The organism is Streptomyces sp. NEAU-W12 (assembly GCF_026242095.1).
Classification (GTDB): Bacteria; Actinomycetota; Actinomycetes; order Streptomycetales; family Streptomycetaceae; genus Streptomyces.
Window position 1 is genome coordinate 98,640 of sequence record NZ_JAPJDM010000016.1, and the last position, 13,287, is coordinate 111,926.

Below are 13,287 nucleotides of genomic sequence, written 5' to 3' on the forward strand. Positions count from 1 at the left end.
AGTGAACGGGCAAGCGTGTTGCTCGTGGCTCCCCTGGTGTGGGGCGACTAGGTTCCTCACCGGTCCGTATCCGACAGTTCGACATCCGAGGTGACGTAGGCGTGGCTCTTCCGCCCCTTACCCCTGAACAGCGCGCAGCCGCGCTCGAAAAGGCCGCCGCGGCTCGCCGGGAGCGGGCCGAGGTCAAGAATCGACTCAAGCACTCCGGCGCCTCCCTGCACGAGGTCATCAAGCAGGGCCAGGAGAACGACGTCATCGGCAAGATGAAGGTCTCCGCCCTGCTCGAGTCCCTGCCGGGCGTGGGCAAGGTCCGCGCCAAGCAGATCATGGAGCGACTGGGCATCTCCGAGAGCCGCCGTGTACGCGGTCTCGGTTCGAACCAGATCGCCTCCCTGGAGCGCGAGTTCGGCAGCACCGGCTCCTGAGTCCCGGACACACCGGGATTGCTGGAATAATCGCCGCATGGCTGCAACACCCCGGGGGACGACCCCCGTACCCCCGGACGTACGTCCGCGGCTGACCGTGCTCTCCGGCCCCTCGGGGGTCGGCAAGAGCACGGTCGTCGCGCACATGCGCAAGGCGCACCCCGAGGTCTGGCTCTCGGTGTCGGCGACGACCCGCAAGCCGCGCCCCGGTGAACGGGACGGGGTCCACTACTTCTTCGTCACCGACGACGAGATGGACAAGCTGATCGCCAACGGTGAACTGCTGGAGTGGGCCGAGTTCGCCGGCAACCGCTACGGCACACCGCGCGCGGCGGTGCTCGAACACCTGGAGTCGGGCCTGCCCGTCCTCCTGGAGATCGACCTCCAGGGCGCCCGCCAGGTCCGCGAGTCCATGACCGAGGCCCAGCTGGTCTTCCTGGCCCCTCCCTCCTGGGAGGAGCTGGTGCGCCGGCTCACCGGCCGGGGCACCGAGTCGCCCGAGGTGGTCGAGCGGCGGCTGGAGGCCGCGAAGACCGAGCTGGCGGCCGAGCCGGAGTTCGACACGACCCTGGTCAACACCTCCGTCGAGGACGTGGCCCGCGAGCTGCTAGCCTTGATGAACGTCGTGTGATCGTCAGCGTTTCCCCAACGGTCATTCAGCGATCATGCAGACCGATTCTTTCCCATCCATCGGAAGGTAGAGCGTGTCCTCTTCCATCTCCACGCCCGAGGGCATCATCAACCCGCCGATCGACGAGCTTCTCGAGGCCACGGACTCGAAGTACAGCCTCGTGATCTACGCGGCCAAGCGGGCTCGCCAGATCAACGCGTACTACTCGCAGCTCGGCGAGGGTCTCCTCGAGTACGTCGGCCCCCTCGTCGACACCCACGTCCACGAGAAGCCGCTCTCGATCGCCCTGCGTGAGATCAACGCGGGACTGCTGACCTCCGAGGCCATCGAGGGCCCCGCCCAGTAAGTCGCAGTTCGGCACGTCGTAGTGCAGTGAGTCGCATGTCCGAAAGTCGTACCAGCGGTTTTCGGCCGACTTTTCCACAGGCCCGGCAGCATGTCTGCCGGGCCTGTGGTGTGGTGGGGGCGCGGGGCTGTCCTGTTCCAGGAAGAGACGGAGAAAGACGTGGGCAAGCCGAAGGTCGTTCTGGGCGTCAGCGGCGGCATCGCCGCGTACAAGGCCTGTGACCTGCTCAGGAGGCTGACGGAGTCGGGGCACGACGTCCGCGTCGTCCCCACCGCCTCCGCGCTGCACTTCGTCGGCGCCGCCACCTGGTCCGCGCTCTCCGGCCACCCTGTCCCGACCGAGGTGTGGGACGACGTCCACGAGGTGCCGCACGTCCGCATCGGGCAGCACGCCGACCTGGTCGTGGTCGCCCCGGCCACCGCGGACATGCTGGCGAAGGCGGCGCACGGCCTGGCCGACGACCTCCTCACCAACACCCTGCTCACCGCCCGCTGCCCCGTGGTCCTCGCCCCCGCCATGCACACCGAGATGTGGGAGCACCCGGCCACACAGGAGAACGTGGCCACCTTGCGCCGGCGCGGCACCGTCGTCGTCGAACCGGCGGTGGGCCGGCTCACCGGCGCCGACAGCGGCAAGGGCCGGCTGCCCGAGCCGGGCGAGATCTTCGAGGTCTGCCGCCGGGTGCTGGCCCGGGGCGTCGGCGAGCCCGATCTCGCAGGCCGGCATGTCGTGGTCAGCGCCGGCGGCACCCGGGAACCCCTCGACCCCGTCCGCTTCCTCGGCAACCGCTCCTCCGGCAAGCAGGGCTACGCGCTCGCCCGGACCGCCGCAGCGCGGGGCGCACGGGTCACCCTGATCGCCGCCAACACCGGGCTGCCCGACCCGGCGGGGGTGGACGTCGTCCCCGTCGGGACCGCCGTGCAACTGCGCGAGGAAGTGCTCAGGGCCGCCGTCGACGCCGACGCGGTGGTCATGGCCGCCGCGGTCGCCGACTTCCGCCCCGCGGCGTACGCGGCCGGGAAGATCAAGAAGCAGGACGGCCGGGAACCCGAGCCCGTCGCCCTGGTGCGCAACCCGGACATCCTCGCCGAGATCTCCGCCGACCGGGCCCGCCCCGGACAGGTGGTCGTCGGCTTCGCCGCGGAGACGGACGACGTGCTCGCCAACGGACGCGCCAAGCTGAAGCGCAAGGGCTGCGACCTGCTCGTGGTCAACGAGGTGGGCGAGCGCAAGACCTTCGGCTCCGAGGAGAACGAGGCCGTGGTGCTGGACGCCGAGGGCGGTGAGACGCCGGTGGCGCACGGCCCCAAGGAAGCCCTGGCCGACACGGTCTGGGACCTGGTGGCCGGACGCCTCGGCTGAGGGGCCCGGGGTGCGTTTGGGCGCCGTGGGAGTCCTGAAACCTCGCCTCCGGGGTGTGGCGCCTCTGGCCAACACGCCTCGGCATGGGCAGAATGCCCGTGCCGCAGGTCACCGTGGTTCCCGAGAGGCGAGACGGGAAGACCCGCGGCGAGGCGCGACCGATAAACTGTTCCACGGACGGTGTGCGGTGCAGCCCCTGCCGTCCGCCAATGATCAGCCAGCAGCCGCTGCAACCCCAGGGAGCGTTGTGTCCCGTCGTCTCTTCACCTCGGAGTCCGTGACCGAAGGTCACCCCGACAAGATCGCTGACCAGATCAGCGACACCATCCTCGACGCGTTGCTCCGCGAGGACCCGAACTCCCGCGTCGCCGTCGAGACCCTGATCACCACCGGCCTGGTGCACGTGGCCGGCGAGGTCACGACCAAGGCCTACGCACCGATCCCGCAGCTGGTGCGGGACAAGATCCTGGAAATCGGCTACGACTCCTCGAAGAAGGGCTTCGACGGCGCCTCCTGCGGCGTGTCGGTGTCCATCGGCGCCCAGTCCCCGGACATCGCCCAGGGCGTCGACGCCGCGTACGAGAACCGGGTCGAGGGCGACGAGGACGAACTGGACCGCCAGGGCGCCGGTGACCAGGGACTGATGTTCGGTTACGCGTCGGACGAGACACCGACGTTGATGCCGCTCCCGGTCTTCCTCGCGCACCGCCTGTCCAAGCGTCTGTCCGACGTGCGCAAGAACGGCACCATCCCCTACCTGCGCCCGGACGGAAAGACCCAGGTCACCATCGAGTACGACGGCGACAAGGCCGTCCGCCTCGACACCGTCGTGGTCTCCTCGCAGCACGCCTCCGACATCGACCTCGAGTCACTGCTCGCCCCCGACATCCGCGAGTTCGTCGTGGAGCCGGAGCTGAAGGCGCTGCTGGACGAGGGCATCAAGCTGGACACCGAGAACTACCGTCTGCTGGTCAACCCCACCGGCCGTTTCGAGATCGGCGGCCCGATGGGCGACGCCGGCCTCACCGGTCGCAAGATCATCATCGACACGTACGGCGGCATGGCCCGGCACGGCGGCGGCGCCTTCTCGGGCAAGGACCCCTCCAAGGTGGACCGCTCGGCGGCGTACGCGATGCGCTGGGTCGCCAAGAACGTGGTCGCGGCCGGCCTGGCCGCCCGCTGCGAGGTCCAGGTGGCGTATGCCATCGGCAAGGCCGAGCCGGTCGGTCTGTTCGTGGAGACCTTCGGCACGGCCAAGGTCGACACCGAGCTGATCGAGCGGGCGATCGACGAGGTGTTCGACCTCCGTCCGGCCGCCATCATCCGTGACCTGGACCTGCTCCGGCCGATCTACTCCCAGACCGCCGCCTACGGCCACTTCGGCCGTGAGCTGCCCGACTTCACCTGGGAGCGCACCAACCGCGTGGACGCGCTGCGCAAGGCGGCGGGACTGTAGTCCGCGCCCCGGCCCTTCCACCGGGGCCCGGCGTCCCTTCGGGGGCTCCGGGCCCCGGCGTGTGCGGGGCACCGCCGGCCGGGGCGGGCGTACCGCCCAGGGCGGCAGCGGCCGTCGTGTGTCAGTGCCGTTTGGTAGGAATGCAGGCGTGAGCAGCGAGAACGGCGGGAGCGAAGAGGCGGACGGCGGTGCGCGGGGCGCGCCGCCCGAGCAGCTCGCGCTCATCCGGGAGACCGTGCGCAAGGCCGGCACACCCCGGGCCAAGCCGCGGACCTGGCGGGGAGCCGCGCTCGCCGGACACCTGCCGGTGGCGCGCGTCCTCGTCGACAAGGGCGTCCTGCACCTCGACCGGTACTTCGACTACGCCGTGCCCGAGGAACTCGACGCCGAGGCGCAGCCGGGCGTCCGGGTGCGGGTGCGCTTCGGGGCCGGCCGGCGCCGGGTGCGCGAGGGACGCCGCGAGGGCGGCGGGCTCATCGACGGGTTCCTGGTCGAGCGGCTCGCCGAGTCCGACTACACGGGGCCGCTGGCCGCCCTCGCCCAGGTGGTGTCGCCCGAGCCGGTCCTGAGCGAGGAACTGCTGGCGCTGGCCCGCGCGGTCGCCGACCGGTACGCGGGCAGCCTCGCCGACGTGCTCCAGCTCGCCGTGCCGCCGCGCAGCGCCCGCGCCGAGCGGCGCCCCTCGCCCGAACCGGCGCCACCGCCGTCGGCACCCGAGCCGGGCTCCTGGGCCCGCTACGAGCAGGGGCCCGGCTTCCTCCGGGAGTTGTCCGCCGGCCGTGCCCCGCGCGCCGTGTGGAACGCGCTGCCCGGACCGCTCTGGAGCGAGGAACTGGCCCGCGCGGTCGCCGCGACCCTGGCCTCCGGCCGCGGCGCCCTCGTCGTCCTGCCGGACGGACGGACCGCCGCCCGTGTCGACGCCGCGCTCACCGAACTCCTGGGCCAGGGGCGGCACGCGGTGCTGACCGCCGACGCCGGGCCCGAGAAGCGGTACGCGCAGTGGCTGGCCGTGCGCCGCGGATCCGTGCGCGCCGTGATCGGCACCCGGGCGGCGATGTTCGCGCCCGTCCAGGACCTCGGGCTGGTCGCGCTCTGGGACGACGGCGACGACAGCCACAGCGAACAGCACGCCCCGCAGCCCCACGCGCGCGAGGTGCTGCTGCTGCGGGCGGCACAGGACAAGTGCGCTTTCCTGCTGGGGAGCTGGAGCTGCACGGTGGAGGCCGCCCAGCTGGTGGAGACGGGCTGGGCCGGGCCCCTGGTCGCCGGCAGGGACCGGGTACGGGCCGCCGCCCCGCTGGTGCGGACCGTCGGGGACGGGGATCTCGCGCGGGACGAGGCCGCCCGCGCCGCCCGGCTGCCGTCGCTCGCCTGGCAGGCCGTCAGGGAGGGGCTGCGGCACGGCCCGGTGCTCGTGCAGGTGCCCCGGCGCGGCTACGTCCCGCGGATGGCGTGCGCCAACTGCCGCACCCCGGCGCGGTGCCGGCACTGTTCGGGGCCGATGGAGGCACCCGGAGCCGACGATCTGCGGTGCGGCTGGTGCGGGCGCGAGGAGAGCGGCTGGCACTGCCCGGAGTGCGGCGGGTTCCGGCTGCGGGCCCAGGTGGTGGGAGCGCGCCGGACCGCCGAGGAACTGGGCCGGGCCTTTCCCGCCGTACCGGTGCGCACCTCCGGGCGCGAGCACGTGCTGGACACGGTTCCCGAGGCACCCGCGCTGGTGGTGAGCACGCCGGGGGCCGAGCCGGTCGCCGAGGGCGGGTACGCGGCGGCGCTGCTGCTGGACGGCTGGGCCATGCTGAGCCGGCCCGACCTGCGGGCCGGGGAGGACGCGTTGCGCCGCTGGATCGCCGCGGCGGCGCTGGTACGCCCGCAGGCGGAGGGCGGCACGGTCGTGGTGGTCGCCGAGCCGACCCTGCGGCCCGTGCAGGCGCTGGTGCGGTGGGACCCCGTCGGTCACGCGGTACGGGAGCTGGGGGAGCGGACCGAACTGGGATTTCCGCCGGTGTCCCGGATGGCGGCCGTGTCGGGGCCCGCGGAGGCCGTCGCCGGGTTCCTCCACGCGGTCGAACTCCCCGGGGAGGCGGAGGTACTGGGGCCCGTCCCGCTGCCCGTCACGCCGGTCGGCCGCCCTCGGCGCCCCGGCGGCCCGCCGCCCGGGGCCCACTGGGAGCGGGCCCTGATCCGCGTACCCCCGGGCAGGGGGGCCGCCCTGACCGCCGTCCTGAAGTCCGCCCAGGCGGCCCGTACGGCCCGCGGCGACGACGAACCGGTGTGGGTACGGATCGACCCGCCCGACATCGGCTGAGAACCACGGGCCGGGCGACGCGGGGCGGTGGTCGGGGACGGAGGAGTGGGCGAGCAGGGAGCTCCTCGCCGGTGCCGCATACGGAGCGAGCCTCGGGGAGGCACACGTGCCGACGTGGGGCCCGCCGTTGCCCGCCGCGTGTGCGGCGACGGTCGTTCAGGCGGTTTGCCCGGCCGGCGGGCCGACCCGCGGGCCGGGCGGCGCGCGCCCGTTTCGGCCTGCCTGACACGGCTGCGGCAGGACGGGCCGGTTGTGGAGTCCGGCCCTCCCGGGCGGTGGTCGTGCCCGGGAGGGCCGGGGCGGGTGGCGCGGTCAGCCGTTGCGCGGGCCCGGGAAGGCGGTGGGGCCGGGGAAGGCCGTGGGACACGGGTCGTCGCGAAGGGACGAAACGCCCGCCGTCGGCTGCGTCGGCATGGCACGGGCGGCCGGGACCGTGGGTGCGCTGGAGACCCCGGCGCCCACGTTGACCGTGCGCGTTCCCGACGGCTCGGCGGTGTGCTCCGGCTCCGTGGCCTGGTTCTGGGCGGCGGCGGTACGGCGGGCGCCGTAACGACGGTGGACCGCCTGCTTGGTGACGCCGAGTGCGGAGCCCACCGCGTCCCACGAGAAGCCCAGCGAGCGGTCGAAGTCCACGGCCGCGGTGACCAGCGTCTCGACGCTGTCCCGCAGTTCCTGGGCGAGACGGACCGTCGGGGCGGGGGCGCGTCCGTAGACGACGAAGCCCGTGGAGGGGCCGGAGCGGCGCGGGCGGTAGACGTTGCCGAGCTGGGCGGTGAGCGTGCGCAGTGCGTCCACCTGCCGGCGGACCCGCTCGATGTCCCGCACCAGCAAGTGCAGGCTGGCGCGAGCCTGGGCGTCGTGGGTTGCGTGGTCGGCCATGAACAAGCCTCTCGAACCGGCGTTGAAAGGAACGGGCCGCGTCGGAGCGGCCCGGTGTGGTCAACTCTTTCTTGACCAACGCGGATTCGCTCAGTGGGTCACGGGGTGGGGGCGCGGTGGATCCCGCACACGCCCCCCGGGGAAACGACTGTGCGCCTGGCCCCCGCCCGGTCCCCGCCCGGTCCCCGCCCGGCCCTCGCCCGGCCCCCGCCCGGGTTCCGCCCGGCCCCGCCCGGGCCCCGTCCGGAGCGCATCCCCGGCTCGCTCCCCGTACCGCACCGGACCGTCGCCCGGGTGCCACCTGCACGCCGCCCGTACGCCCCCAGCCGTCCGGCCCCCATAGACTGGTGCGCCGCCCGCAACGTCCCCGCCCGAGAGGCCCGAACCACCCCATGAAGCTCGTCTTCGCCGGTACCCCCGAGGTCGCCGTTCCCGCTCTGGACGCTCTTCTCACCTCGGAGCGGCACGAGGTGGCCGCCGTCGTCACCCGGCCCGACGCGCCCGCCGGGCGGGGCCGCAGGCTGGTCGCCTCTCCGGTCGCCGAGCGGGCGCAGGAGGCCGGGATCGAGGTGCTCAGACCCGTGAAGCCGCGGGACCCGGAGTTCCTCGAGCGGCTGCGCGAGATCGCCCCCGACTGCTGTCCCGTCGTCGCCTACGGCGCCCTGCTGCCCCGGGCCGCCCTCGACATCCCGGACCGGGGCTGGGTCAACCTCCACTTCTCGCTGCTGCCCGCCTGGCGCGGGGCGGCGCCCGTGCAGCACGCCGTCATGGCGGGCGACGAGATCACCGGCGCGTCCACCTTCCTCATCGAGGAAGGGCTCGACTCGGGTCCGGTCTACGGCACCGTCACCGAGGAGGTCCGCCCCACGGACACCAGCGGCGACCTGCTCACGCGGCTCGCCTTCGCCGGCGCCGGGCTGCTCGCCGCGACCATGGACGGGATCGAGGACGGCACCCTGAAGGCCGTACCGCAGCCCGCCGACGGCATCACCCTCGCCCCGAAGGTCTCCGTGGAGAACGCCCGCGTCGACTGGAGTGCCCCGGCCCTGCGCGTCGACCGCCTCGTGCGCGGCTGCACGCCCGCGCCCGGCGCCTGGACCACTTTCCGGGGCGAGCGGCTCAAGCTCGTCCAGGTCACGCCCACCCCCGACCGTACGGATCTCGCTCCCGGACGGCTTTCCGCGGGCAAGAACAACGTGTACGTCGGCACCGGCTCGCACGCCGTGGAACTGCTGTGGGTGCAACCCCAGGGCAAGAAACCGATGCGCGCGGCCGACTGGGCCCGCGGGGTACGGATCGGGGCCGAGGACACCCTGGGCGGCTGACGCCGACGCTGCCGCACCCAGGCCCGGCACCCGGCGTCACGCGACCTTGCACCGCCTTGACGACGTACGCTGGACCGCGCACTTCATCCCACACCCGGAGCACCTTTTTCGTGAGCGACCAGCCCCGTCGTCCCCGCAAGCCCTACCGCCGGCCCAAGAAGGACCCCGTCCGCCTCCTCGCCTTCGAGGCCCTGCGGGCCGTGGACGAGCGGGACGCCTACGCCAACCTCGTCCTGCCGCCCCTGCTGCGCACGGCGCGTGAGGGCGGTGACTTCGACGCACGGGACGCGGCGCTCGCCACCGAGCTGGTGTACGGCACGCTGCGCCGGCAGGGGACGTACGACGCGGTCGTCGCCGCCTGTGTCGACCGGCCGCTGCGCGAGGTGGACCCGCCCGTCCTCGATGTGCTCAGCCTCGGCGCGCACCAGCTGCTCGGGACCCGGATCCCGACCCATGCCGCCGTGTCCGCCTCCGTCGAGCTCGCGCGCGTGGTGCTCGGCGACGGGCGGGCCAAGTTCGTCAACGCCGTCCTGCGCAAGGTCGCGCAGCACGACCTCGACGGCTGGCTCGAGCGGGTCGCGCCGCCGTACGACGAGGACCCCGAGGACCATCTCGCGGTGGTGCACTCGCACCCGCGCTGGGTCGTCTCCGCGCTGTGGGACTCCCTCGGTGGCGGCCGCGCCGGCATCGAGGAACTGCTGCGGGCCGACAACGAGCGGCCCGAGGTCACACTCGTCGCCCGTCCCGGCCGGGCCACCACCGGGGAACTGCTCGACGAGGAGGCCGCCCTGCCGGGCCGCTGGTCGCCGTACGCGGTGCGGCTGAGCGAGGGCGGAGAGCCGGGCGTGATCCCGGCCGTGGCGGACGGCAGGGCCGGCGTGCAGGACGAGGGCAGCCAGCTCGTCGCGCTCGCCCTGGCCAACGCCCCGCTGGACGGGCCCGACAGGCTGTGGCTGGACGGCTGCGCCGGCCCCGGCGGCAAGGCCGCGCTGCTCGCCGCGCTCGCGGCCGAGCGCGGTGCCGCCCTGCTGGCCTCCGAGAAGCAGCCGCACCGGGCCAAACTGGTCGCGAAGGCGCTGGCCGGGAACCCCGGGCCGTACCAGGTCGTCGCCGCCGACGGGACCCGGCCGCCGTGGCGGCCGGGCACCTTCGACCGGGTCCTGGTCGACGTGCCGTGCACCGGCCTCGGCGCCCTGCGCCGGCGCCCCGAGGCGCGCTGGCGGCGCCGGCCGGGCGACCTGGAGGGCTTCGCCCCGCTGCAGCGCGGGCTGCTGCGCACCGCCCTGGAGTCCGTACGGGTCGGCGGCGTCGTCGGCTACGCCACCTGCTCGCCCCACCTGGCCGAGACCCGGGCCGTGGTCGCCGACCTCCTCAAGCAGTTCCCGGACGTCGAACTCCTCGACGCCCGGCCGCTGCTGCCCGGCGTCCCGGAGCTGGGGGAGGGCCCCGACGTCCAGCTGTGGCCGCATGTGCACGGCACCGACGCCATGTACCTGGCACTCATCCGGCGGACCGGCTGACGCTCCCCTCCGCCGGCTCGCGCGCCGCGCCGGCACCGTCCTCGCGGGCCAGCCGGTGCGGCCACCACACGGCGGGGCCCACGTCCAGGAACAGGGACGTGACCAGCACCGACCGCACGACGAAGGTGTCGAGCAGCACGCCGAGGGCGACCGCGAAGCCGATCTCGGCGAACGCGACCATGGGCAGTGTGCCGAGCGCGGCGAAGGTGCCCGCCAGCACCAGGCCCGCCGAGGTGATGACGGTGCCCGTGGTGGCGAGCCCGGTGACCACGCCCCGCCGGGTGCCGCGCAGGCGCGCCTCCTCACGGATCCGGGTGGTCAGGAAGATGTTGTAGTCGATGCCCAGGGCCACCAGGAAGACGAAGACGAACAGCGGGAAGTCCGTCGACTCGCCCGCGTAGCCGAACACGTACCGGAAGGCCAGGGCGCTGAGGCCGAGCGCCGCGGCGAACGACAGGATCACCGTCCCGACGAGCAGCAGCGGGGCGGTCAGGGAGCGGAGCAGGACGCACAGGACCAGCAGGACGACCAGCAGTACCAACGGGATGATCAGCAGATTGTCGCGCGTGGTCGCCCGGTCCATGTCCAGCAGCGCCGCCGTTCCGCCGCCCACCCGGCCGTCCGCGTCCGGCACCGCGTGCACGGCGTCCCGGACCCGCTCCACGGTCTGCTTCGCCGCCTCGCTGTCCGCCGGGGCGGTCATGGTCGCCTCGAACCGCACGGTGTCCCCGACGTGGGCCCTGCTGCCCGGCGGCACGCCCAAGGATCCGGGCACGACACCCTCCGACGAGGCGACCGCGCGGCGCAGCTCGTCAGCCCGCACCCGGTCGCCGACGACGACCAGCGGATCACCGCTGCCCGCGGGGAAGTGGCGTGCGGAGACCTCCTGCCCCACGATCGAGTCGGGCTTCCCGGTGAACGCGTCCGCGTTGCCGATGCCCCCGGCGCGCAGCTGGACCAGGCCCAGCGAGCAGACCACCAGCACCGCCGCCGTCACACCCCAGACCATGCGAGGACGGCGCGCGATCCGGTGACCCGTGCGCGCCCACACACCGCGCTCCGTCGGGTCGGGCGCGCCGTGGTGCGGGACCACCGGCCAGAAGATCCACCTGCCGAAGACGACCAGCAGCGCCGGAAACAGGCTCAGCATGGCCAGCAGGGCCACCGCGACACCGATCGCGGCGACCGGGCCGAGGCCACTGGTGGAGTTCATCTCCGCGGTCAGCAGCACCAGCATGCTCAGGACGACGGTCGCGCCCGAGGCCAGCACCGCGGGGCCCGCGCGGTGCAGGGCCCGGGCCATCGCCCCGTGCCGGTCCTCGTGCCGGCGCAGCTCCTCGCGGTAGCGGGCGACCAGCAGCAGCGCGTAGTCGGTGCCCGCACCGAAGACCAGCACGGTGAGAATGCCGGCGCTCTGTCCGTTCACCGTCAGACCGGTGTGCTCGGCCAGCAGATAGATCAGGGCCTGCGCGGTGAACAGGGCACAGATCACCGACAGCAGCGGGACCAGCAGGAGGGTGGGGCTGCGATAGGTGAGCAGCAGCATCACGACGACCACGCCCATCGCGGTGAACAGCAGCGTCGAGTCGATGCCCTCGAACGCCTCGGCGAAGTCGGCCGAGGTGCCGCCCGGCCCCGTGATGTGCACGGCGAGCCCGTCGTCGTTCCCGCCGACCTCGTCCCGTACCGAGTCGACGGCGGGCACGATCCGCTGCCAGCCCTGCTCGTCCATCGTGACCGGTACCAGGATCTGCGCCGCCCGCGGACCGCTCTCGCGGTCGTAGGCCGGGCCCCGGGTCTCGGCGCCCCGGATGCCGTGGTCGGACAGCTGCCTCAGCTGCGCCGCGTCCTCGGTGATCCGCTCCCGGTCCGCGGCCGTCAGACCGCTCCCGCGCGCGTAGACCACGATCGCGGGGATCTGCTCGGGTCTGAAGTCCTCGGAGATCTCCAGGACCTGGGTGGACTCCGCGGACCCCGGCAGCCAGGACGCCGCGTCGTTGTCCTGGGCGTCGGTCAGCTTCTGCGCGAGGGGCGCCGCCACGAACAGCACCCCCAGCCACAGTGCCAGGACCAGCCACTTGGCGCGGCGCCCGCAGACCAGATGCCCGATGCCGCGCTTGCCGCGCGCGGGAAGCGGCCGGGGCGCTCCACGTGCCTCGGGTGCGCCGCGGGTCGCGCTCACGGCCGCCTCCGGAGCCGGTCGGCCAGGGACACGGGGGACCGGCACGCCCGCGCCCGTCCCCGGCCGGTGGCACCGACCGCCGCAGGGCATGGCAGGCTTGGTGCATGGCCGCGCAGATCAACCCCAGCATTCTCTCCGCCGACTTCGCCCGCCTCGCGGACGAGGCGCAGGCGGTCGCGGGAGCCGACTGGCTCCACGTCGACGTCATGGACAACCATTTCGTCCCGAACCTCACGCTCGGTGTGCCGGTCGTGGAGTCGCTCGCCCGCGCGACGGACACCCCGCTGGACTGCCACCTGATGATCGAGGCCCCCGACCGCTGGGCGCCCCAGTACGTCGAGGCGGGGGCCGGCTCCGTCACCTTCCACGTCGAGGCGGCCGCGGCGCCCGTGCGGCTGGCCCGGGAGATCCGGGCCAAGGGGGCCAAAGCCTCCATGGCCCTGCGGCCCGCGACGCCGATCGAACCGTACGAGGACCTGCTCCCCGAGCTCGACATGCTGCTGGTCATGACGGTCGAGCCGGGTTTCGGGGGCCAGGCCTTCCTCGACATCATGCTTCCGAAGATCCGCCGCACCCGCGAGTTGATCAGCAAACACGGTCTGGACCTCTGGCTCCAGGTCGACGGCGGCGTTTCGGCGTCCACCATCGAGCAGTGCGCCGACGCCGGGGCCGATGTCTTCGTCGCGGGCTCCGCCGTGTACGGGGCACAGGACCCGGCCGAGGCGGTACGTGCCTTGCGCACGCAGGCCGAGACCGCCACGGGCAAGGCATCCTGGGCGTGCGACCACTGAGCCACGAGAACGTGAACGGCTCCCCAGCAGGGCTGATCGACCGCGCCGGATCTGCAAGGATGAAC

The 13,287-nt window shown here is 73.6% G+C and carries 11 protein-coding genes; 9 read left to right on the forward strand and 2 right to left on the reverse strand.

Annotation, left to right across the window (positions count from 1 at the left end):
• The first annotated feature begins 101 nt into the window (after positions 1-101).
• The 6 genes from ORI94_RS21165 to ORI94_RS21190 all read left to right on the forward strand — a co-directional run bounded on the left by ORI94_RS21165 (position 102) and on the right by ORI94_RS21190 (position 6,525).
• Positions 102-425 (forward strand): integration host factor, encoded by a 324-nt coding sequence (locus ORI94_RS21165; protein WP_003977346.1) that lies wholly within the window; start codon positions 102-104, stop codon positions 423-425.
• Between the two features lie 37 nt (positions 426-462).
• The gene (gene gmk, locus ORI94_RS21170) at positions 463-1,056 is read left to right on the forward strand and encodes a guanylate kinase (protein ID WP_266078034.1); all 594 of its coding nucleotides are present in this window, start codon (positions 463-465) and stop codon (positions 1,054-1,056) included.
• A gap of 73 nt (positions 1,057-1,129) precedes the next feature.
• Positions 1,130-1,402, forward strand: a complete 273-nt coding sequence (gene rpoZ, locus ORI94_RS21175) for a DNA-directed RNA polymerase subunit omega (RefSeq protein WP_028814064.1) — start codon at positions 1,130-1,132, stop codon at positions 1,400-1,402.
• Positions 1,403-1,561: 159 nt separating this feature from the next.
• The gene (gene coaBC / locus ORI94_RS21180) at positions 1,562-2,764 is read left to right on the forward strand and encodes a bifunctional phosphopantothenoylcysteine decarboxylase/phosphopantothenate--cysteine ligase CoaBC (protein ID WP_266078039.1); all 1,203 of its coding nucleotides are present in this window, start codon (positions 1,562-1,564) and stop codon (positions 2,762-2,764) included.
• 247 nt (positions 2,765-3,011) lie between these two features.
• Positions 3,012-4,220, forward strand: coding sequence for a methionine adenosyltransferase (metK, locus tag ORI94_RS21185; protein ID WP_042174039.1), 1,209 nt, complete (start codon positions 3,012-3,014; stop codon positions 4,218-4,220).
• A gap of 148 nt (positions 4,221-4,368) precedes the next feature.
• A complete protein-coding gene (locus tag ORI94_RS21190; RefSeq protein ID WP_266078042.1) occupies positions 4,369-6,525 on the forward strand; it encodes a primosomal protein N' in 2,157 nt (718 codons plus the stop codon).
• Between the two features lie 312 nt (positions 6,526-6,837).
• On the opposite strand, the gene ORI94_RS21195 is transcribed toward ORI94_RS21190, so the two are convergent.
• Positions 6,838-7,404 carry a hypothetical protein gene (locus ORI94_RS21195; RefSeq protein ID WP_266078043.1) on the reverse strand — a complete coding sequence of 189 codons (567 nt, stop codon included), beginning with the start codon at positions 7,402-7,404 and terminating at the stop codon, positions 6,838-6,840.
• 392 nt (positions 7,405-7,796) lie between these two features.
• On the opposite strand from ORI94_RS21195, the gene fmt reads away from it, so the two are divergent.
• Together fmt and ORI94_RS21205 are read left to right on the forward strand one after the other, a co-directional pair.
• Positions 7,797-8,729: a methionyl-tRNA formyltransferase gene (fmt, locus tag ORI94_RS21200; RefSeq protein ID WP_266078046.1), complete on the forward strand. Its 933-nt coding sequence runs from the start codon at positions 7,797-7,799 to the stop codon at positions 8,727-8,729.
• 110 nt (positions 8,730-8,839) lie between these two features.
• Positions 8,840-10,249 (forward strand): RsmB/NOP family class I SAM-dependent RNA methyltransferase, encoded by a 1,410-nt coding sequence (locus tag ORI94_RS21205; protein ID WP_266078048.1) that lies wholly within the window; start codon positions 8,840-8,842, stop codon positions 10,247-10,249.
• On the opposite strand, the gene ORI94_RS21210 is transcribed toward ORI94_RS21205, so the two are convergent.
• Positions 10,230-12,359, reverse strand: a complete 2,130-nt coding sequence (locus ORI94_RS21210) for an MMPL family transporter (RefSeq protein ID WP_266078186.1) — start codon at positions 12,357-12,359, stop codon at positions 10,230-10,232. The genes ORI94_RS21205 and ORI94_RS21210 overlap by 20 nt on opposite strands.
• Positions 12,360-12,535: 176 nt before the next feature.
• On the opposite strand from ORI94_RS21210, the gene rpe reads away from it, so the two are divergent.
• Positions 12,536-13,222, forward strand: coding sequence for a ribulose-phosphate 3-epimerase (rpe, locus tag ORI94_RS21215; protein WP_266078050.1), 687 nt, complete (start codon positions 12,536-12,538; stop codon positions 13,220-13,222).
• Positions 13,223-13,287 lie beyond the last annotated feature (65 nt).